Genomic DNA, 20,295 nt, shown 5'->3' with positions numbered 1-20,295 from the left:
GCCCTGATGGCGGAATTGGTAGACGCGGCGGATTCAAAATCCGTTTTCGAAAGGAGTGGGAGTTCGAGTCTCCCTCGGGGCACCAAGATCCGGAAAAAACCGACCTTATGGTCGGTTTTTTTTTGCCTGCGATTTAGGCGCGCCGACGCGATCTCTGTGGGAAATCGCCCAGCCCTTTGAGCTGCGCTGTCGTACAGGGAACAATGTTCGAGAGCGTGTCACCTTCCCTTGTGGGAGCGGGCGTGTCGAGGCGCCGCGCTGCAGCTCAGCGCTCAGGCGTTCTTCATGCCGAGATCTTCAGCAAACCGAAGCAGGTACCCGTCCGGGTCCTGCACCAGGAAATTGCGCTGCCCCACCAGCATGCCCCCTTTGCGGTACCAGCGCTCTTCAATCGGGTTTCTGAGGGCATGGCCCGCATCCTCCAGCGCCGCCACCATTGCGCTTGCATCAGCGCATTCGATCGACAGGTTGATCCCCCGACCATAGGGCGCCTCCAACGGGCCAACCCGCCAGGGTGACTCACTCTGCCAGTCCTGCTCCAGCATCAGCTGGCTGCCACCGAAGGACAGAAAGGCGAAATGCTCTTCTGGCCGCTCGTACTCAATCCTGAAGCCAAGTACGCCGCAGTAAAATGCCAGGCTGCGAGACAGATCGGAAACGATCAGCTCGGGCACCAATGGGTTCAGCTTCAACAAGGCTCTGATTCCTTTCAACTCGAACACTGATGGGCTTTCTGGATACAGCTGATCGTGCCCATCCGCTACCTGGCAAGGACTCGAACACATCATCTGGTCGGCTACTTTTCAGGTTGATGCGGTCACCCATGTTCCGCTGCCAACATTGACCTGAACTGAGAAACGATCTCTGCAGGTAACCCGGCACCTTCGAACACTGCACAAGTGAAGCTAACGGGCGCAGGGCCTGGAGCAGTAATGATACGGTCGGCAACCACAGCTACCGGACTGCTTCGATAAAGCGAGCTCCCTGCATAACCTGCGGCATTCCGTTGCAGGAAATCCGCGCTATTCGAAGTATGAGGAACCGTGTCGAGGAGCCCGGCCCTGGCAAGTGCCAGCGTTCCCCCACAGATACCGGCAATTGTCGCCCCACGTGAACGACTGGCATGAAGAAAGTCCCGGATGTCCGGGGCTTCTGCACGCTCCCAGACCATCCCTCCAATGATGACGACAACGTCCGGTTGCCAGTCCAGACATTGCTGCAAATCGCTATCGACAGTTACAGCCAATCCGCCCTGCGAGCAGAACTGCCCCGTAGCAGAAGCGAAAAACCTGACATCGATCCCGTAAAACGGGGATGCAGTTCCAGCAATGAAAGCATATTCCCAGTCCGCAAAACCTGGGGTCAGTATCAAACCCACACGTGCCATAAAAATCCTCCATGAATGCCAATAACGTTTCCGGGCCTGGTTGCAATCAGCGCCAACGATCCAGTTGCCCCTGCGCACGGCTGCTGAAAATCGTCAGCAGCTCGCTCAGTGTATGCGCTGACGGTTCGGCCGTGCGGGTCACCGCATACAAGGTGATCGGCAATGCCGGGGCCAGCGGACGAACCGCGGTCGCCCCAGGCGCCGCGCCAAGGGCGGTGAAGGGGTCGATCACCGCCAGCCCAGCACCGGATTCGACCATCGCCCTGGCCAGTGAATAGGTCTGCACCGCAATGCTCACCCGTGGCGGCGGCTCCACCGCCTTGAGGTAGCTGTCGAGGCGCACCGACAGCGGGTCGGCGCTGGACAGCCCGATCAAGGGCGCGCCGGCCAGTGCCGCCAACGGCAGCGGCTTGCCTTCATCCTCCAGCGGCCAATAACCGGCCGGTGCCAATGCCACCAGAACCCCGCTGGCCAGTGCCTGAGCCTTGAGCGCAGGGTGATCTGGCTGCTGCAGGGTCAGGGCGACATCGATCTCCCGCATCAACAGGTTCTGCACCAGTTCGCGACTGTGGGCGCTGGACAGCTCGCAAGCGATGTCCGGATAACGCTGGGTCCACTCATGAATGGCCGGCGGCAGCAGCGACAGGGCCAGTGCCGGGGTCGCACCGATCCGCAGGCTGTGGCCCGGCGCGCGACGCAGGCTTTGCGCCAGGCGTCGCACGCCTTGCAGGCTCTCCGTGACTTTGTCGACCTCACGCTCCAGCTCCAGCGCTTCGGGCGTGGGCTGCAGTTTGCCACGCACCCGCAGGAACAACGGAAAGCCCAGTTGCTGTTCGGCGTGCTGCAGAACCTTGGTCACGGCAGGTTGGGAAACGTGCAGCAACTGTGCGGCACCACTGACCGAACCGGTCTGGCGGATAGCCTGGAAAATCTCGATATGGCGAAGGCGCATGGCAAGTCCATAACCTTTGTTTATGGCTCAGCGATCTTTATTCATTTTTCGCCAGCTGTCACCTGGCCCTAACCTCAAGCTCGTTTTCAACAACGACCAAGGACTGACATGGCTCAGCATGTATGCATCATCGGCGGTGGCGTCATTGGCCTGTCAACCGCTTACGCACTGGTACGCGACGGCTTTGACGTGACGCTGATCGAGGCGCGCGATTCGCTGGGCAGTGAAACCAGCTTCGCCAACGGCGGCCAGCTGTCCTATCGCTACGTGGCGCCGCTGGCCGACGCCGGGGTGCCCTTGCAGGCCATTGGCTGGATGCTGCGTGGCGACTCACCGCTCAGATTGCGCCCGCGCTTCGATCCTGCACAGTGGCGTTGGATGGCCTCATTCCTCGGGGCTTGCCGCTCCTCGGTCAACCGCGCCAACGCAGGCCACCTGTTGCGCCTCGCGCTGTTGAGCCAGTCGACCTTGCAAGCCTGGCGTGAAGAAGATGGCCTGAGCGGTTTCCATTGGCGGCGCAACGGCAAGCTGGTCACCTTTCGCCAGGCCGGCAGCTTCGAACATGCGCGCAAGAACCTTGCCGCGCCCCAGCAACAACAGGTGCTGTCGCACGCCGACTGCACCCGCCTGGACCCGGCACTGGCGGATGCGCCCTTTGTCGGCGCCATCTATACCCCGGATGAAGAAGTCGGCGATTGCCACGGCTTTTGCCAGCAACTGGCGGCGCGCTTGAAGGCGTCGGGACGCTGCAAATTCCGCCTGGGCCAGGCGGTGTCCGGAATTCGCCATGCACATGGCGTGGTGAGTGCGATCGAACTGGGTGACGAGGTGCTGCCAGTGGAGCATCTGGTCGTCGCGGCCGGCCATCGCAGTGCCTTGCTGGCACTGCCGGGTGTCGACCTGCCGCTGTACCCGCTCAAGGGTTATAGCCTGACAGTTCCGATCGGTGCCCAGCACCGGGCGCCGGACCTGAGCATCACCGACTACGACCGCAAGATCGTCTACGCCCGGATCGGCGAACAGTTGCGGGTGGCGGCGATGGTCGACATTGTCGGTTTCGACCCGTCGCTGGACCCCAAGCGCCTGGCCTTGCTCAAGCGCCAGGCCCGCGAGACCTTCGCCAATGCCGGTAATTATGACTACGCCATCGAATGGGCCGGCATGCGTCCGGCCACCCCTAGCGGCGTGCCGCTGCTGGGCGCAACGGCGTATCGCAACCTGTGGCTGAACCTTGGCCATGGTGCTCTGGGCTTTACCCTGGCCTGCGCCAGTGCACGATTACTCAGTGAACTGATCGGCCAGCGCCGCCCCTCCATCGACCTGCACGGTTTTACGCCCCGTGCGGCCTGAACGCTCACTCCTTGAAAGGACCACCCGATGACCATCCACCGTATCCAGCCCAATCCACGCTTGTCCGGCGCCGTGACCTTTGGCGACCTGGTGTTTCTCTCCGGCCAGGTGCCGAACGACGCCACCGAAATCGGCGGCCAGACTCGCCAAGTACTGGAAAAGATCGACGCATTGTTGGCCGAGGCGGGCAGCGACAAGGATCATCTGCTCAGCGCGACCATTTACCTGAAGGACATCGGCAAAGATTTCGCGGCGATGAATGACGTCTGGTCTGCCTGGCTGTCGCCCGGCCAGGCCCCCAGTCGCACCACCTTGCAGGCCGAACTCGCGCGCCCGCAAGTGCTGGTGGAAATAACCGTCATCGCGGCACGTCGCTAACCCCCTCACCTGCAACGGAGAACAACAATGCAAAAAATCACGTTGATCGGCTGCACCCTCGCCCTGTTGCTGGGCACTCAGGCCCATGCTGACGAAGCAGCGCTGGGGCCTACCTTGAGCAAGATTGCCAAGGCCAACAGCATCACCCTGGGCTATCGCGATGCTTCAGTGCCGTTCTCCTACGTGGGCGATCACTCGGGCCAACCCATGGGCTATTCGGTAGACCTGGCGAACAAGATCGTCGAGCGGGTGCAGCAGAAGCTGGCCTTGCCCCAGCTCAAGGTGAAGTACAACCTGGTGACATCGCAAACCCGCATTCCGCTGGTACAGAACGGTACCGTCGACCTGGAGTGCGGCTCGACCGGCGTCACCGCAGAGCGACAGAAGCAGGTGGCGTTTTCCTATGGGTTCATCTATGTCAAAGGCCAGTTGCTGACGGCCAAGGACAGCGGGATCAAGCACTTCGCCGACCTGCGCGGCAAGAATGTGGTGACCACCGCCGGCACCACCAACGAACGCTTCCTGAAGAGCTACAACGTCGATAACAAGATGGACATGTCCGTGATCAGCGCCAAGGACCATGGCGAAGCTTTCCAGATGTTGCAGTCCGGCCGGGCGGCGGCGTTCTACATGGATGATGCACTGCTCTACGGCGAACGCGCCAAGGCCCGCGACCCGCACAACTGGGTGGTGGTCGGGGAAGAGCAGTCGCGGGAAATCTACAGCTGCATGGTGCGCAAGGATGACCCGCAGTTCCTCGCGCTGGTGAACGCGTCGCTGGGCGAACTTTACAGTTCAGGGGAAATCAACGGGATCTACCAACGCTGGTTCCAACAGCCGATTCCGCCTAAAGGCTTGAACCTGGAGTTCCCGATGACCAGCGAACTCAAGGCCATCTTTGCCAAGCCGGTGAGTGATCCGGTGCAGTAGCTTGGGCCCGGCGTCCATCCCCGCAGGGATCAAGGAGCGGCAGTGACCCGCAAGCATCACTGCCAAACGTCGCTACTGTGGAGCGCTATTACCGCAGTAGCGACTCGCCCTCTTACGGGTTAATCAGAGGTTTTATCCGTCACCAGGGTTTGAGGATTGCTCCTCCCCCAAACAGTAGCAAGGTCAACCAGCAAGGTTCCGCTGAGCGCTTCAATTTCACCCTGGGTGATCTTGCTCTCCCCTTGTTTACCCAAGAGCACAACCTGATCGCCAGCCCGCACAGCCGGGATATCTGTCACGTCCACCATGACGGTATTCATGGCAACTTTCCCTACCACTGGCGCACGCTGCCCATTAACCAGGACAACGCCCTTATTGGTAAACGCGCGACGGTAGCCAACCGAGAACCTCACTGGAATATTCGCAAGTTCTGAATCACGACTCAGTGTCACTGTCCGGTCATACCCCACGGTATTGCCTTCAGGGTATTGGTTGACAGACGCCAGGTATGACTTGGCCTGCATGACAGGTTTGTTCATGCAACCGCTTTGTCTGCCAGTTCCCAGCCCTCAGGCCGTAGCGTGTGCCAGTCGCTGACCTGTTGATAGGCATGGCCGATGCGCAGGATCAGTGGCTCGGCGAAGGCTCGCCCGACAACCTGCATCGAGACAGGCATACCCTTTTCATCGAACCCGATGGGCAGCGCCACCGAACACAGGTTCATCAAGTTGGCGAACCGCCCCAGCAAGGCCAGTGGCGTGCCATATTCGTCGACCTCCTCCAACGGCACACTGCCAATAGCGTTGGTCGGGAAAACACAGGCGTCTATGTTGGTCATGGCCTCGTGCATGGCTTGCCGAGCGGCACGGCGCTGATTGTGCAACTGGATATACGACGCCGCGTCGATGGCGCGACCACCAAGTATGCGCCGTTGGACATGGGGGTCGAAACGCAGGTCGTCACGCTCGAACAAGCGACCCAGGCTGGCATAACCCTCAGCGCTCATCAGGCCACCAGCGATGCGCATGCACTGCTCCAACGACGTGGGTAGCGGTTGTTCGATCAATTGCATACCCAACGCGGCCAACTGCTTGAGCCCCAGGTCGTAAGCCTTCAGTACTCCGGGCGCGACATGCGCTCGCTCGGCCTCCGGCAACACCCAGATGCGCAAACCGGCTACTGGCCGATCGAGACCGGCAGCGGCGCTGAATACCGGTGCCTGGGCCGAAACCGGATCCAGCGGGTCTGGGCCCAGCAGGGCATCCAGCATCCACGCTGCATCTTCAACCGTGTGCGTGATAGGCCCTACCGAATCCAGCGAAGGGCACAGCTCGATCAAGCCATGGCGGCTGACGAGCCCACGCGTGGTTTTCAACCCGACCAAGCCGCACATACCCGCCGGAATCCGCACCGAACCACCTGTATCGGTCCCCAACGCAGCGCTCGCCAACCCGCTGGCCACGGCCACTGCCGAACCGCTGCTTGAACCACCCGGAGCGCGATGGACATTACGGTCCCACGGGTTCCACGGCGTGCCCATCACCGCGTTGGTGCCCCAGCCACCGAAAGCGAATTCGACCGTTTGGGCCTTGCCAAGAATGATCGCGCCGGCACGCTCCAGGCGTTGCACTGCAGTGGCGGTCAGCCTCGAAACACGCGGTTCCTGCGCCAACGAACCACCCGTGATGGCCTGCCCTTCGATCTCGAACAAGTCCTTGATCGCCAGAGGAATGCCATGCAGCGGCCCCAGGTGTATGCCGGCCGCACGTTGGCGATCCGCAGCAATGGCTGCACTCAAGGCTCGCGAGGGATAGGCCTCGACATAAGCATTCAGCTGCTCGTCAAAACGCTCGATGCGCGCCAGTTGCGCACGTACCAGCGCTTCGCTGGTCAGCGAGCCGGCCTGCAGCGCCTGTTGCAACTGGGCAATGCTGTGGGAAGCTACCTGATCCATGGTGTTCATATGTTCAACCTCGCACGGTTTTGCGTCCGCGTGAAACATGCTTTTCCAGCACACGCGACAGCATTGAAAGAGGGAAGGCGATAACGAAATAGAACAGCCCTACCAGCAGGAAGACATGCATTGGCAGGAAGGTTTCCGAAGCGATGGCCCGCGCTGCCAGCATCAACTCGTCGGTGGCGATCAGGGCACACAACGAGCTGTCCTTGAGGATCGACACGTAGGCGTTGAGCAGTGGCGGCAAAATGACGCGAAACACTTGCGGCAGGATGACGGTGGTAAACGCTTTGAACGGCGTCAATCCGATCGCGATTGCCGCTTCGCGCTGGCCGCGATGCAACGAATCCAGGCCGCCACGCAGAATTTCCGCAACGTACGCGGCCCCCTGCAAACCCAGGCCGATGGCCCCGGCCCAATAGCCGGACAAGGTCAACCCCAGGCTGGGCAGCGCGAAATACAGGGCCAGCAGCAACGCCAGAAGCGGTACTGCACGCATGCTCTGGATAAAGAACGCTGCCAACCGCCTCAGAATCGCGCTCGGGCTTCGCATCGCCCAGACCAGCAGCGCGCCCAGCACGACCGCCAGGGCGAACCCTAACAGGGACAATTCGGCGGTGACCCGGGCACCAAGCATCAGGCGGACGCTCCAGTCGCTCCAGTACTCCGGGTATTGCTGAAAGAAACTGATCATCGCGCACTCCCCAGATGACGTTCGAGCCTGATGAATCCCACACCGATCGGCAGAATCATCACGGCGTAGATGCACATCACTGCCAGGTAGATCAGCGACGTCTGGAAGGTGGACGTCACCAGATTGCGCGCCAGGAACATGATCTCCGGCACGGCAATGGCTGAGGCGATGGAGGTGTCCTTGATCAGTTGCGTGACGTAGTTGGCGAACGCTGGCAACGTCAGGCGCAGGGCCTGGGGCAAGAGAATGCAGCGCAGAATCTGCATCCGGCTCAGGCCGACAGCCAACCCGGCTTCATGCTGACCGACATGCAGCGACTGCAAGCCACTGCGGAAAATGTCGGCCAACACCGCACTGCCTACCAGACTCAAGCCAACGATGGCGGCCAGCCACGCGGGTAAGTTGATACCAAGGTAGGAGAGACCAAAATAGATCAGGAACAGATGCGCCAGCGCGGGAACATTGCGCATCCACTCAATGAAACAGCCGACCACGCCATGCAGCAGCCGTGAGCGGCTGAACGTCAGCAACACGGCCAGTACCACGCCACCGGCACTCGCCAGCAGCAAGGTACACAGCGCGATTTCCAGGGCGGTGAGCGCGCCTTTCAACAACAGGGGCAATAGCCCGAGAAAGACCTCGAAGTTCGCCATCAAGCGCCCTCCATGGCCATGCGCCCGAGAAAACTGCGGGTACGCTCATGACGTGGGCTGTCGATTACCTGCGCCGAAGGCCCTTGCTCGACAATGTGTCCGCCGTCCATGAAGATCACCCGATCCGCCACATCCCGAGCGAAGCGCACTTCATGGGTGACCATGATCATGGTGCGGCCCTCTTGCGCCAGCTCACGAATCACGGCCAGTACTTCCCCCACCAGTTCGGGGTCCAGTGCCGAGGTTGGCTCGTCGAACAGGATGACTTTTGGTTGCTGGGCCAACGCGCGGGCGATAGCCACCCGCTGTTGTTGCCCGCCGGACAACTGCTCGGGATAGACCTCGGCCTTGTGTCGCAGGTGGACCTTTTCCAGCATGGCATCAGCCAGCTCGTAGGCCTGCTTGCGCGGCATGCCTTGTGCCTTTATCGGCCCCAGCGCGACGTTGTCGCGCACATTCAGATGTGGCCAGAGGTAGAAAAGCTGGAACACCATGGCGATCTCGCGTCGCTGTGGGGCCATTTCCCGATCACTCATCAGGCGTATGCGTTTGCCATCCTTGACCTGCCCGATCAACTCGTCACCCAGCCAGATATCGCCTCGGGTGGGTTTTTCCAGGTAATTGATGCAACGCAGGCAAGTCGACTTTCCCGACCCGCTGGGGCCGATCAACGACAGGGTTTCGCCGGCTTTCAACTCCAGGTTGATGCCCTTGAGCACCTCCAGCTCACCATAGCTTTTATGCAGGTCATGCACGCGCAGCAGCGCAGGTTCGGACGGGGTCGACATCTTGGTTAACCTCTTTATTGTTATAGGTACGGCGATGGAACCGGCAAAGGCCGATTCATCCGCTCAAGCGCTTACTTGCAGCCAGGCAGTTGCCAGTCCGCCGGGCGGTCGACACTCAGCCTCAGGTTCTTGCCTTCCGGCACATACCAGACATCCTGGGACAAGCCGTAGCGGGCACCGATCTTGCGCATTTCGCAGCTTTTCCAGAGGGTCTGGATCTGCTCGTTCACGGCAGCCACAAGCTGCGGGCTTGCCTCTTTATTGAAGCCGTACACCACCTGCCCCAGGCCCGTCAGCAGCGGAAAATCAGGGTCGTTGTCAGTGAAGGCGTTGAAACGCAGGTGCCATTGCTGATTGCGGAAAATGGCGTATTGCATGACCGGCGGATCGCCAATCACTGCATCGATACGCCCGGCGAGCAGATCGCGCACTGCGGCATCGGAGGTGTCGTACAGCGCGACTTGCAAGCCTTCGATCTTGCGCATCTCGGGAATGAACGAGAAACCCGTGATAGTGCCGACCTTCTTGCCCTGCAAATCCTTGAGGCTGCTCCAGTTGGTCTTGTCGGTCTGGGTGATGCCGTTCTTGAAATAGTGAATCGGGTCGCTCACGGTCATGACCTTCGCGCGCTGCTCGGTCCAGCCCATGGTGCCGGCCATGACATCCACGCGATTGGCTTGTACCGAGGCAATGGTGCTGGCCCAGTCCATCAAGGCCGGCTTGACCTTCAAACCCAGCTTCTCAGCGATTTGTTGAAGGATTTCACCATCGTAGCCGACCATCCGGCTGTCCTGATAACCGGTCCCCGGCATGTCCCCGGTGAACGCGACGGTCAGGCTTCCCGGCTCTACCGTTTCCAGTGCGAATGCCGGTAGCGAAGCCAGCATGGATACCAGCAAACCCGCATAGATACCGGCAAACCGTTGAACGTTGGGCTTCTTCATCACGTGCTCCCTGATTGTTTTTCTATGAACAGCATGGTGTTGGGCAGGCGCTCATCGTATGGTGATCAGCGGCATAACTTGTTGGATGGTTTGCAGGAATGATTGAATATTTGCGACATTTCGGAGATGCACTGCCCAACGCCTCCAGCGCAAGCCTCGTGGAAGCGCTTGACCAGGGTCAGGCACGACATCCGCCAAGCCGACGCGGCGCCACTGAGTTGTCCATAGGTATCGTGCTATGGCCGCGCTTCCCCTTGCTGTCACTCTCGGGGCTGACCGATGCGTTGCGACATGCTGCCGATACGGGCGATCAGAGCCGCCCGATACGATGCCAATGGAAAGTCCTCGGTACCCCCGGGCAAAGAGTCATTTCCAGTTGCGGGCTTGATGTACCCATCGACAGTGAACTCACCGACCCTCATCAATTTGATTACATCGTGGTGATTGGTGGGCTACTGGATTACCTGGAGGCAGCGCCGAAGACTTATCCGGCATTCCTGCATCAGGCAGCCGCCGCTGACGTTCCATTGATCGGCCTATGCACAGGCAGCTTCGTGCTCGCGCGACATGGCCTGATGGAGGGGCGTACTGCCTGCGTGCATGCCTACCATTGCGATGACTGGAAACGCCTGTTCCCGCGATTGCGCTTTGTCAGCAACAGTGACTTCCTGATCGACAAGGATCGGATCACCTGCGCAGGTGGCATCTCGGTGATTGAGTTGGCCATCCATCTTATCGGGATGCATTGCGGCCCGGATCGCGCCGGCAAGGTCGTGCACCAGATGACCGTCGCGAAAAGCAGCTCTGGCAGTTTCGTCGATCGGCGCAAGGCACTTGGCTACGCCAGCTCTTCGAACAGGCGCCTGCATGAAGCCGTGATGCTGATGGAAAAGCACATGACCGAGCCTTTGGATATCGATGCGATCGCGAACCTTGTCGGTACCAGTAAACGGCAACTGGAGCGGCTGTTTGTCGCCGAAACCAGTAGCACCCCGGCCCAGTTCTATCGCCAGGTTCGACTCAGGTTTGGCCGCTGGCTGCTCATCAGCTCGGATCGACATATCGGAGAAATCGCTTTCGAATGCGGTTTTGCCGATGCTCCCCATTTCATTCGGCATTTCCAGAACCTGTTCGGCATGTCCCCCGGTAAATTGCGCAAAGAGCTGATGCGAAACGCGACCCCGACCAAGGGGGAAGTGGTTTCATAAATAGTGAGCATTGACCCGTGGCGGGGCAGAATATGACTTCGCGGGCACGCCCGCTCACACCGATACTGCCCCGCCCCTTGTGGGAGCGGGCTTGCCCGCGAAGTGGCCCGACCAGCAGCACACAAGGACTTGCCATGCACCTGACCCACCGCCCCGTACGGCCCGACGATATCCCTGGAATCTGCAGCTTCCCGCAAAGCCCGGCCGAACTGTTCTACATGTTCCCCAAAGCCAGCTACCCGCTCTCCCCCGCCCAGCTGAACGATGCCATCGCCCAGCGCAGCGGCTCCACGGTGGTGGAAGGCAACGGCACGGTGCTGGCATTCGCCAACTTCTACAAGGCCGAACACGGCGGCGTGTGCGCCCTGGGCAACGTGGTCGTGGCCCAGGCCGCACGCGGCCAGGGCGTAGCGCGCTACCTGGTCACTGCCATGATCGAACTGGCCCGCCAACAGTTCGCAGCCCGGGAGGTATGGGTGTCGTGCTTCAACCACAACACAGCGGGTCTGCTGCTTTATCCACAGCTGGGCTTCGTGCCGTTCGGCATCGAGGAACGGCGAGCCTGGGATGGCTCGCGGGTGGCATTGGTGCAGATGAAACAGGTGTTGATCCAACCCGGCTGAGTCAGCGAGGCACTGCATGGGGCTGGGCGAGAAGATTCAAAATCCCTTGCAACAATCACACACCGAACCTTCGCCCTGCCTCGACGTCGGATCCTGCATCTGCCAATTTTCGAGGTAGCCCGCGTGAAAGGCATCATTGTCCGCAAGTACCGCCTGGCCGTGAAAACCATCGGCTACATCGGCTGGTCGCTGTTCTGGCTGCTGATCTGGGATGTGCTGGTCACCATCGATTTCATGCTGTTCTTCAACAGCAAGTTCACCCTGCCGCTGATCCCGTTGACCTTGCTGGGCTCGGCGCTGGTGGTGCTGGTGAGCTTTCGCAACAGCAGCGCCTACAACCGCTGGTGGGAGGCGCGCACCTTGTGGGGGGCGCTGGTCAACAGTTCGCGCAGCTTCGCGCGGCAGGCACTGACCCTGATCGATGACCCGGATGATAGCCTCAACCCGGTCAAGGCTACCCTGTTGCGCCGGCATATCGCCTATGTGAACTGCCTGGCGGCGCACTTGAAGGGTGAGCGCTGCCCGGATGAACTGATGGCGTTCATTCCGCCGGCGGAATTCGAGCGGCGCAACCGCTCGAACAACTTCGCCAACGACATTCTGAGTGGTTCGGCGGCGTTGCTGGCGCGGGAGTACCAGGCCGGGCGGCTGGACAGCATTCGCCTGGCAAGGCTGGAATCGACGCTGGTAGACCTGTCCAATGCCCAGGGTGGCATGGAGCGGATCGCCAATACGCCGCTGCCCTACCCTTATGTGTACTTTCCGCGGCTGTTCATCACCCTGTTCTGCCTGATCGTGCCGGTAGGGCTGGTGGAGTCGCTGGGCTGGTTCACACCGCTGGCTTCGACAGTGGTGGGCTTCATGCTGCTGGCCATCGAGCGGATCGGGACAGATTTGCAGAGCCCGTTCAGGTTCAGTGAGCACCAGATCCAGATGGACAGCATTTGCGAGACGATCGAGCGGAACCTGGAGTCGATGCAGCGGGAGGCGCAGTGTGCCGAAGTTGGTGGTGCCTGATCGATTTTGGGGCCGCGTTGCGGCCCCGGCTATCGATCAGGCCCGCACATAGCGCTGGCGCAACACATCACTCAATGCATCCACCAACAACACCAGCACCAGCATCCCCATGATCACCGTGCTGGCCTGGGCCTCCTGGAACAGGCTCAAGGTGGTGTACAGCATCTGCCCCAACCCGCCAGCCCCGACAAACCCCAGCACGCTGGCCATGCGGATGTTGTTCTCCCAGCGATACAGGCTGTAAGCCAACAGCTGCGGCCACAGATTGGGCAAGGTGCCAAAGCAGAATGCCGCTACCTGGCTGCCGCCCTGCAAGCGGATGGCCGCCGCCGGCTCCGGCGGTGCGTTCTCCAGCGCTTCGGCAAACAACCGCCCCAGCACGCCAGCGGTATGCAGCGCCAAGGCCAGGGTACCGGCATTCGGCCCAAGCCCGGCTGCCAGCACCGTCAGCGCGGCCCACACCAGTTCCGGGATGGCCCGCAGGGCATTCAGCAGCAGCCGCGCGCAGGCCTGCAACGGCCAACCGAACCGGCCAGCAGCCGGCAGCGCCAACAGCATGCCCAGCACCATGGCCAACAGGGTGCCCAGGCCTGACATGGCCAAGGTTTCCAGCGCCCCGTGCGCAACCGCGCGCAGGTGCCCGGCAGACAGGTCCGGGTGCAGGAAGCGCCCGGCATATTCCCCCATCTGCCCCGGCCCGCCGTTGCCGACCAGCGCCTGCAAGTCCAGCTCCAGGTAGGCAAACGAGGCCATCACAGCAGCAACGATGGCGCCTAGCACCAGCAAGTTGATCACCCGGTTCATGCCAGCCTCCAGCGCAGGAAGCGACTGAGCAGGTCGGCCAGCATCACCAGGACCAGGAACGTCAGCAGCATGCTCGCCACTTCCGCACCCGCGAACATGCGCATCGACAGGTCGATCTGCTGCCCCAGCCCGCCAGCACCGACAAAGCCCATCACCACCGAGGCGCGTACTGCGCACTCCCAGCGGTACACGGTGTAGGACACCACCTCGGACACCGCACTGGGCAGGATGCCGTAGAGAAATGCAGCCAGCCGGCCACTACCCGCCTGCAGCAAGGCATGGGCCGGGCGCTGGTCGACCGACTCGAAGATCTCGGCATAGACCTTGCCGAGCATGCCGCTGTAGGTGATGGCGATGGCCAGCACGCCCGCCGTCGGCCCCAGCCCCACGGCCCGCACGAACAGCAACGCCCAGACGATTTCCGGCACACTGCGCAGGAAAATCAGCAACCAGCGCACCGGCAGGCGCAGCAGGCGCGACCACAACCCTGCGCGACCACCATGGGAGGCGGCGCGCAACGACAGGGCACGGCTGGCCAGCAGGCCGGCAGGAACCGCCAGCAGCAACGCCAACGCCATGCCGGCCGTGGCCACGGCCAGGGTCTGCAAGGTGGCGTCATACAGCAGCGAAAGGAAGTCGGCATCGTGTGCTGGCGGCCAGAAGGCACTGGTGAAACTGGCGATCTGCTGGCGGTTCTGCGCCTGTAGCAGTACCCCGGGGTTCAGTTCGCTCAACCGGACGCCAGGCCACAGCACTGCCACAGCCAGCAGGGTCAGCAGCAACCGCGGCAGCAGCGCCGGATCGCGGGCATCAAGCTTCAGCATCGTGGAATCTGCACGGTCAGGGTCGGCCCCTGGCTTGGCGGTGAAGCCAGTTGTTCGTTGGCGTACAGCGCATCCAGCAACTGTTCGGTCACCGCTTGCGCCGGGCAGTCGAACACCACTTGCCCTTCGCGGATACCAATTACCCGCGGGAAGTGCGCCAGCGCCAGGTCCACGGCATGCAGGCTCGCCACCAGGGTCACGCCATTGGCCTGGGCGTGGCGGTTGAGCAAGGCCAGGCTATGGTCGGCCAGCACCGGGTCCATGGCCGACACCGGCTCGTCGGTCAACAGCACCTGCGGCCGCTGGTAAAGCGCCCGGGCAATACCCACCCGCTGCAACTGGCCACCGGACAATTGCCCGCACTGCACGAACAGTTTGTCGGCCAGGCCCAGCTCGGCCAGTACCTGGCGCGCCCCCGGCACATCGCTGGGGTACAGCAGGTTGAGCAAGCCGCGCAGCATGCCCCACTGCCCCAGGCGGCCGGCCAGCACCGCCGTCACCACCCGCTGGCGCGGCGGCAAAGGTGGCGCCTGGTGCACCAGGCCGACCCGCGCACGCAGGCGCTGGCGGGCCCTGGCAGACAATGCCCAGGGCTGCTCGCCGAGCAGCTCCAGGCGCCCGCTGCTGGGCTGGATGGCGGTCGCCATCAGGTGCAGCAAGCTGGACTTGCCCGCCCCCGAAGGCCCGATGATGGCGACGCGCTCGCCTTCACCGATGCGCAGGCTCACTGCGTCAAGCGCACGCACCTGGCCATGGCGCAGCCCGGCCCCGTGCAGATGAATAGCCACGTTGGAAGCCACTGAAGATGTCACTTGAGCAGGCCGGCCTCGCGTGCAGCCTGCTCGGTGCCCACGTAGTTCTCAGGCTTGGTCTCGATGAAGCGGCTGGCGGCCTGCAGGTCGAGGATCGCCTTGTGCTCCGGGTTGGCCGGGTCGAGGTCGAGGAAGGCTTTCTTGATCTTCGCTTTCAGCGCCGGGTCCATGTTGCCGCGCACGGTCCAGTTGTAGTCGAAGTAGGTCGGGGTGGTAGCGAACACCTTCACCTTGGTGGTATCGACCTTGCCGGCATCCACCAGCTTCTGCCAGACGCTGGCGTTGAGCACGCCGCCATCGACCTTGCCGGCCTGCACCCAGGCCACGGTGGCGTCGTGGGCGCCGGAGTAGGCAACACGGCCGAAGTAGTCTTCAGGCTTGATGTTGTCCTGCTTGAGCATGAAGTAACGCGGCATCAGGCTGCCCGAGGTGGACGAGATGGAACCGAAGGCGAACGACTTGCCCTTGAGGTCGGCCAGGCTCTTCACATCGGGGTTGGCGGTGATGAACTTGGAGGTGAACTGCGCATCCTGCTCACGCTGCACCAGCGGCGTTGCGGTCGGGTCCTTCAGGTGCACCTGGACGAAGGTGAAGCCGCCCAGCCAGGCCAGGTCGAGGCGATCGGAGGCCAGCGACTCGACCACTGCCGGGTAGTCGGCAACCGGTACGAACTTCACCTCCATGCCCAACTGCTTGGCCAGGTACTCGCCCAGCGGCTTGAACTTGCGCTGCAGTTCGGTCGGTGCTTCGTCAGGGATGGCGCTGACCCGCAGGGTGTCAGCAGCCTGGGCGACAACGGCACAGCAGGACAGCACGAGGCCGGCGGCGAGCGCCAGAGGGCGTTTGAGCATGGGAGTTCTCCGGTTCAATAGCGGGGAAGGGCCGGCCTATGCGCCGACAACGGGAATTCAGGAATTATAAGAGGCGCTGGCTCAAAGGCCAGCTTTGCTACAATCGCGCAATAAATTGACCTGCCGAGGTACGCATGAGCGAGCCGATTCGCCTGACCCAGTACAGCCATGGTGCCGGCTGTGGCTGCAAGATCTCCCCCAAGGTGCTGGATGTGATCCTCGCCGAAAGTGGCGCCCAGGCCCTGGACCCGAAACTGTGGGTGGGCAATGCCTCGCGCGACGACGCTGCCGTGTACGCGCTGGACGACGAGCGCGGCGTGGTCTCGACCACCGACTTCTTCATGCCGATCGTCGATGACCCGTACGACTTCGGCCGCATCGCCGCCACCAACGCCATCAGCGACATCTACGCCATGGGCGGCGACCCGCTGATGGCTATTGCCATCCTCGGCTGGCCGGTCAACGTGCTGCCGCCGGAAGTGGCCCGCGAAGTGATCCGCGGTGGCCGTGCGGTGTGCGCCGAAGCCGGCATCCCGCTGGCCGGCGGCCACTCCATCGACGCCCCCGAGCCGATCTTCGGCCTGGCCGTCACCGGCGTGGTCAGCAAACGCCACCTCAAACGCAACGACACCGCCAGCGCAGGCTGCCGCCTGTACCTGACCAAGCCGCTGGGCATCGGCATCCTGACCACCGCCGAAAAAAAGGCCAAGCTGCGCGCGCAGGACCAGGGCCTGGCCCGCGACTGGATGTGCACCCTCAACACCCCCGGCAGCCGCTTCGGCAAGCTGGACGGGGTCAAGGCCATGACCGACGTCACCGGTTTCGGCCTGCTCGGCCACCTGGTGGAACTGGCCGAAGGCAGCGGCCTTACCGCGCACCTGGACTACGCCGCCGTACCGCGCCTGCCCAGCGTCGACCACTATCTGGCCGAGGGCTGCATCCCCGGCGGCACCCTGCGCAACTTCGACAGCTACGGGCACAAGATCGGTGCCCTGAGCGACGACCAGAAGCACCTGCTGTGCGACCCGCAGACCAGCGGCGGCCTGCTGGTGGCCGTTACCCCGGAAGGTGAAGCCGAGTTCCTGGCGGTGGCCGCCGAACTGGGCCTGCAACTGGCGCCGATAGGCAAGCTGGTCGAGCGACAGAGCCACGCGGTCGAGGTGATCTGATGCGCCCCGACTGCACCGATTTCCGCCAGCTGTTCCTCGACGACGTGCCGATGATGGACATGCGCGCGCCTGTCGAATTTGCCAAGGGCGCCTTTCCCGGTGCCGTCAACCTGCCGCTGATGAACGACCAGGAGCGGCAAAAGGTCGGCACCTGCTATAAGCAGAAAGGCCAGGCTGCAGCCATCACTTTGGGCCATCAGTTGGTCAGCGGTGCGACCAAGCAGGCTCGGCTGGAGGCTTGGGTCGCGTTCGCCAAGGCGCATCCTGAAGGCTACCTGTACTGCTTCCGTGGCGGTCTGCGCTCGCATCTTGTGCAGGCATTGCTGCGCGATGAGGCGGGCATTGACTACCCGCTCGTCGAAGGCGGCTACAAGGCCATGCGCCATTTTCTGCTGGAGACGACCCAACAGGCGGTCTCGCAATGTGATTTCGTGCTGGTGGGCGGCCTGACCGGCACCGGCAAGACCGATGTGCTGCACCAGCTGGACAATGAGCTGGACCTGGAGGGCTACGCCAACCATCGGGGTTCCAGCTTTGGCAAGCGCGCCACAGCGCAGCCGGCGCAGATCGACTTCGAGAACCGGCTGGCCATAGACATATTGAAGAAACGCGCCCGGGGTATCGAGCGGTTCGTACTGGAAGACGAAGGCCGTATCGTGGGCAGCTGCACCGTACCGCTGGAGCTGTACCAAGGCATGCAGCAATACCCGCTGGTGTGGCTGGAAGACAGTTTGGCCAACCGCGTGGAGCGTATCCTGCGCGATTACGTGATCAACCTGAGCGCCGAGTTCGTCAGCCTGCATGGTGAAGAAGAGGGCCGCCGACTGTTTGCCGAGGGGCTGCTGCAGAGCATGGGCAGGATCCACAAGCGCCTCGGCGGCGAGCGCTATCAGCGGCTATCGGAAATCTTGCGCCAGGCGCTGGAAGAACAGCAGCGCAGCGGTTCGGTGGAGTTGCACCGGGTCTTCATCGAAGGCTTGCTGAGCGAGTATTACGACCCGATGTATGCCTACCAGCGCGCGGCCAAGGCTGAACGTATCGAGTTTGCCGGGGATGCCGTGGAAGTGCGCGAGTACCTCAAGGCCCGGGCGCTACGCGAGCCGCGCAAGTAGAAACGTGCGGTGGATGGCACCGGCGTTGCCGGTGTTCGCGGGTAAACCCGCTCCCACAGGTACAGCGTGATCTCAAAGCTTGCGAAATACCTGTGGGAGCGGGTTTACCCGCGAAGAGGCCCGTATAGACAGCCCTACTGCCCCGGACTAAGCACCCGCTCCAGCTCCGCCGCCCGGTCGCGGGTCATGTCCATCACACAGGCCCCACCTTCCAGCTGCGCCATGGTCCCGCCACTGGCTTGTACATGGAACTGACAATTGCCATCGCGATAGGCAAGCCACTTGCGCTGCACATCCCGCAGGCTCTTCTGCTGCCCGGCATCCAGCTTGCCCATCAATTGCTTGTACACCCGGTTCAGGCGCTGGTCCTGCAACTGCGTCTCGGCCTGAATGCACTCGCTCATGGCCACGGTAGTGGATGCCTTGTCCATGCACTGCCCGTATCCCGGCGTGTAGTCCTCCGCCATGGCCAACGGCAGCACACAGGCCAATGCCAGGCCCGTCAGGTAATGCTTGCTCATGCAACCCCTCCTTGTGGATTTCAAAGCGTCTGCGGCTGTTCCGGCGGCATCAGCACCTTGCCCGGCTCGAAGCGCAGCGACGGCATCTGCGTCGCCGCATACAGCGCCATGCCAAGCGCCGCGATCAACAGCACATCCAGCCAGCTCCAGCCCGGCATGTCGTCGGCACTGCGTGCCCTCCAGCAATGCCAGGCCTGCCCCACGCAAAACACCACCATCGCCGCCAGCCACAGGTAGAAACCGACACCAAAACCGGTCAGGTCATGAAACTCATAGCTCTGGTTGTCCGGCAAGCGGTCAATGCCGAAACTGCTGGCCGCCAGGTACGCAGCCACCAGCCCGAGCAGCAATGCCAGCCGGCGAAAGCGTCGATGGGCAAGGATCGCCAAGGCCAGTAGCGGGTTGGCAAACCATTGGTACAAGCCGAAGGGCACGCCCCAGGGACCGTACAACAGCATTTGCAGGGCCGGCATGTGGCGGTCGCCGCTCATCAGCGCGCCATCGAAGAACAATGCGAGCAGGTAAAGCAGCAGGCTGACGCTCAGGTAGAAAACTGGCAAAAGATTTATTTCCTAGGCAACCGGGGGCTCAAGCAGAAGGCCATAAATACCCGAATCGGACAACTCGCCGGCAACGCACCAACGCGCACGCAAGGTACCTTCCAGCACAAAACCCTGGCGCTCCAGGGTACGCGCCGACCCTTGGTTACGCGGGTCGATCTCGCCTTCCAGACGGCGCATGTGCAAGGTGTGGGCGAGGTAGTCGATGAAACAGGTCAGTGCTTCGTCCATGTAGCCCCTGCCCTGCACCGCGCTGGCCAGGCAGTAGCCGATTTCACCACGGCGGGATACATCGTCGATGTTGAACAACTGGACCATGCCGATCAGTTCGCCGTTGTCACGGCGATACATGCCAAGCTTGAGCTGGTCGCCATTGGCATAGGCTTCGCGGTCGGCGGCCAGGGCGCTTTCGGCTTCGGCCAGGTCTTGCCAGGGGGCATGATGCCAATAGCGCATGACCTCGGGGTCGGCCATGATCGCCAGCCATTGCGCGGCATCGGCATGGCGCATGGGGCGCAATTGCAGACGCGGGCTGTCGAGGCAGAGGTCACTGGGGAAACTGCGGGGTGGGGTCACGCCAGATCTCCTGTCCATTGCTGGGGAGATGACAGTTTAACTTCATGTGGGGTGGGTGGGGCATGTCTTGGGTTTGGGGTTGTATTTGAGAGGTGCCTGCCTTGGGTTTGGTGGGGTGCGGAAATCGAGCGCCGCCCGCGCGGCGCTTCGCGGGACAAGCCCGCTCCCACATTTGTTGCAACGTG

23 protein-coding genes, 1 tRNA gene and 1 pseudogene are annotated in these 20,295 nt (G+C 62.2%); 9 read left to right on the top strand and 16 right to left on the bottom strand.

Going from position 1 to position 20,295, the window contains the following annotated elements; genetic code table 11:
- Nucleotides 1–85: transfer RNA gene (locus M2S36_RS11680), tRNA-Leu, on the top strand.
- 187 nt (nucleotides 86–272) lie between these two features.
- Here the strand turns inward: M2S36_RS11680 and M2S36_RS11675 are convergent.
- From M2S36_RS11675 to M2S36_RS11665, 3 genes are all read right to left on the bottom strand, one after another.
- Nucleotides 273–695: a bleomycin resistance protein gene (locus M2S36_RS11675; RefSeq protein WP_233687268.1), complete on the bottom strand. Its 423-nt coding sequence runs from the start codon at nucleotides 693–695 to the stop codon at nucleotides 273–275.
- A gap of 122 nt (nucleotides 696–817) precedes the next feature.
- Nucleotides 818–1,387: a DJ-1/PfpI family protein gene (locus M2S36_RS11670; protein WP_233687269.1), complete on the bottom strand. Its 570-nt coding sequence runs from the start codon at nucleotides 1,385–1,387 to the stop codon at nucleotides 818–820.
- A 46-nt stretch (nucleotides 1,388–1,433) separates the two neighbouring features.
- Complete coding sequence (locus tag M2S36_RS11665) at nucleotides 1,434–2,339, bottom strand: LysR family transcriptional regulator (protein WP_233687270.1); 906 nt, start codon at nucleotides 2,337–2,339, stop codon at nucleotides 1,434–1,436.
- Nucleotides 2,340–2,447: 108 nt separating this feature from the next.
- Between M2S36_RS11665 and M2S36_RS11660 the strand changes: the two genes are divergently transcribed.
- From M2S36_RS11660 to M2S36_RS11650, 3 genes are read left to right on the top strand one after another with little or no spacing between them, the layout of a single operon-like run.
- Nucleotides 2,448–3,689 carry a D-amino acid dehydrogenase gene (locus M2S36_RS11660; protein WP_207838058.1) on the top strand — a complete coding sequence of 414 codons (1,242 nt, stop codon included), beginning with the start codon at nucleotides 2,448–2,450 and terminating at the stop codon, nucleotides 3,687–3,689.
- 27 nt (nucleotides 3,690–3,716) lie between these two features.
- Complete coding sequence (locus M2S36_RS11655) at nucleotides 3,717–4,067, top strand: RidA family protein (protein ID WP_333957193.1); 351 nt, start codon at nucleotides 3,717–3,719, stop codon at nucleotides 4,065–4,067.
- A gap of 27 nt (nucleotides 4,068–4,094) precedes the next feature.
- Entirely contained in the window at nucleotides 4,095–4,997 is a 903-nt protein-coding gene (locus tag M2S36_RS11650) for a transporter substrate-binding domain-containing protein (protein ID WP_233687271.1), read from the top strand.
- A gap of 119 nt (nucleotides 4,998–5,116) precedes the next feature.
- Here the strand turns inward: M2S36_RS11650 and M2S36_RS11645 are convergent.
- From M2S36_RS11645 to M2S36_RS11620, 6 genes and pseudogenes are all read right to left on the bottom strand, one after another.
- Nucleotides 5,117–5,530 (bottom strand): annotated as a pseudogene (locus M2S36_RS11645) (alanine racemase C-terminal domain-containing protein); the annotation flags it as partial.
- A gap of 2 nt (nucleotides 5,531–5,532) precedes the next feature.
- The gene (locus M2S36_RS11640) at nucleotides 5,533–6,960 is read right to left on the bottom strand and encodes an amidase (RefSeq protein ID WP_233687272.1); all 1,428 of its coding nucleotides are present in this window, start codon (nucleotides 6,958–6,960) and stop codon (nucleotides 5,533–5,535) included.
- A gap of 4 nt (nucleotides 6,961–6,964) precedes the next feature.
- Nucleotides 6,965–7,591, bottom strand: a complete 627-nt coding sequence (locus tag M2S36_RS11635; RefSeq protein WP_233687273.1) for an amino acid ABC transporter permease — start codon at nucleotides 7,589–7,591, stop codon at nucleotides 6,965–6,967.
- A 53-nt stretch (nucleotides 7,592–7,644) separates the two neighbouring features.
- A complete protein-coding gene (locus M2S36_RS11630) occupies nucleotides 7,645–8,301 on the bottom strand; it encodes an amino acid ABC transporter permease (RefSeq protein WP_063911298.1) in 657 nt (218 codons plus the stop codon).
- A complete protein-coding gene (locus tag M2S36_RS11625; RefSeq protein ID WP_063911297.1) occupies nucleotides 8,301–9,089 on the bottom strand; it encodes an amino acid ABC transporter ATP-binding protein in 789 nt (262 codons plus the stop codon). Before M2S36_RS11625 ends, M2S36_RS11630 begins: the two co-directional genes overlap by 1 nt.
- Nucleotides 9,090–9,160: 71 nt before the next feature.
- On the bottom strand, nucleotides 9,161–10,033 hold the full coding sequence (locus tag M2S36_RS11620; RefSeq protein WP_333957192.1) for an ABC transporter substrate-binding protein: 873 nt from the start codon (nucleotides 10,031–10,033) through the stop codon (nucleotides 9,161–9,163).
- Nucleotides 10,034–10,131: 98 nt separating this feature from the next.
- On the opposite strand from M2S36_RS11620, the gene M2S36_RS11615 reads away from it, so the two are divergent.
- The 3 genes from M2S36_RS11615 to M2S36_RS11605 all read left to right on the top strand — a co-directional run bounded on the left by M2S36_RS11615 (nucleotide 10,132) and on the right by M2S36_RS11605 (nucleotide 12,881).
- Nucleotides 10,132–11,241, top strand: a complete 1,110-nt coding sequence (locus tag M2S36_RS11615; RefSeq protein WP_207838047.1) for a GlxA family transcriptional regulator — start codon at nucleotides 10,132–10,134, stop codon at nucleotides 11,239–11,241.
- Nucleotides 11,242–11,375: 134 nt separating this feature from the next.
- Nucleotides 11,376–11,864: a GNAT family N-acetyltransferase gene (locus tag M2S36_RS11610; protein ID WP_207838045.1), complete on the top strand. Its 489-nt coding sequence runs from the start codon at nucleotides 11,376–11,378 to the stop codon at nucleotides 11,862–11,864.
- Nucleotides 11,865–11,987: 123 nt separating this feature from the next.
- Nucleotides 11,988–12,881, top strand: a complete 894-nt coding sequence (locus M2S36_RS11605) for a bestrophin family protein (RefSeq protein WP_233687275.1) — start codon at nucleotides 11,988–11,990, stop codon at nucleotides 12,879–12,881.
- Between the two features lie 36 nt (nucleotides 12,882–12,917).
- Here M2S36_RS11605 and phnE read toward each other — a convergent pair whose 3' ends face one another.
- The 4 genes from phnE to M2S36_RS11585 are packed head-to-tail and all read right to left on the bottom strand — an operon-like array spanning nucleotide 12,918 to nucleotide 16,172.
- Nucleotides 12,918–13,685: a phosphonate ABC transporter, permease protein PhnE gene (gene phnE, locus M2S36_RS11600; protein ID WP_207838043.1), complete on the bottom strand. Its 768-nt coding sequence runs from the start codon at nucleotides 13,683–13,685 to the stop codon at nucleotides 12,918–12,920.
- On the bottom strand, nucleotides 13,682–14,509 hold the full coding sequence (locus M2S36_RS11595; RefSeq protein WP_241106280.1) for a PhnE/PtxC family ABC transporter permease: 828 nt from the start codon (nucleotides 14,507–14,509) through the stop codon (nucleotides 13,682–13,684). Before M2S36_RS11595 ends, phnE begins: the two co-directional genes overlap by 4 nt.
- Complete coding sequence (locus M2S36_RS11590) at nucleotides 14,503–15,297, bottom strand: phosphonate ABC transporter ATP-binding protein (protein WP_063911746.1); 795 nt, start codon at nucleotides 15,295–15,297, stop codon at nucleotides 14,503–14,505. The genes M2S36_RS11595 and M2S36_RS11590 overlap by 7 nt, the downstream gene beginning before the upstream one ends.
- Before the next feature lie 20 nt (nucleotides 15,298–15,317).
- Nucleotides 15,318–16,172 (bottom strand): putative selenate ABC transporter substrate-binding protein, encoded by an 855-nt coding sequence (locus M2S36_RS11585; protein WP_207838041.1) that lies wholly within the window; start codon nucleotides 16,170–16,172, stop codon nucleotides 15,318–15,320.
- Between the two features lie 134 nt (nucleotides 16,173–16,306).
- Between M2S36_RS11585 and selD the strand changes: the two genes are divergently transcribed.
- Both selD and mnmH read left to right on the top strand, forming a co-directional pair.
- On the top strand, nucleotides 16,307–17,341 hold the full coding sequence (gene selD, locus M2S36_RS11580; RefSeq protein WP_207838039.1) for a selenide, water dikinase SelD: 1,035 nt from the start codon (nucleotides 16,307–16,309) through the stop codon (nucleotides 17,339–17,341).
- Nucleotides 17,341–18,453 (top strand): tRNA 2-selenouridine(34) synthase MnmH, encoded by a 1,113-nt coding sequence (mnmH, locus tag M2S36_RS11575; RefSeq protein ID WP_233687277.1) that lies wholly within the window; start codon nucleotides 17,341–17,343, stop codon nucleotides 18,451–18,453. The genes selD and mnmH overlap by 1 nt, the downstream gene beginning before the upstream one ends.
- 134 nt (nucleotides 18,454–18,587) lie before the next feature.
- On the opposite strand, the gene M2S36_RS11570 is transcribed toward mnmH, so the two are convergent.
- From M2S36_RS11570 to M2S36_RS11560, 3 genes are read right to left on the bottom strand one after another with little or no spacing between them, the layout of a single operon-like run.
- Nucleotides 18,588–18,974 carry a lysozyme inhibitor LprI family protein gene (locus M2S36_RS11570; protein WP_207838037.1) on the bottom strand — a complete coding sequence of 129 codons (387 nt, stop codon included), beginning with the start codon at nucleotides 18,972–18,974 and terminating at the stop codon, nucleotides 18,588–18,590.
- A gap of 20 nt (nucleotides 18,975–18,994) precedes the next feature.
- Complete coding sequence (locus M2S36_RS11565; protein WP_207838035.1) at nucleotides 18,995–19,534, bottom strand: hypothetical protein; 540 nt, start codon at nucleotides 19,532–19,534, stop codon at nucleotides 18,995–18,997.
- A 12-nt stretch (nucleotides 19,535–19,546) separates the two neighbouring features.
- The gene (locus M2S36_RS11560; RefSeq protein WP_012270565.1) at nucleotides 19,547–20,110 is read right to left on the bottom strand and encodes a GNAT family N-acetyltransferase; all 564 of its coding nucleotides are present in this window, start codon (nucleotides 20,108–20,110) and stop codon (nucleotides 19,547–19,549) included.
- Between the last annotated feature and the right edge of the window lie 185 nt (nucleotides 20,111–20,295).

This window comes from Pseudomonas sp. SF2 (assembly GCF_036858055.1).
GTDB lineage: Bacteria > Pseudomonadota > Gammaproteobacteria > Pseudomonadales > Pseudomonadaceae > Aquipseudomonas.
This window is presented reverse-complemented; position numbering and strand designations above follow the sequence as displayed.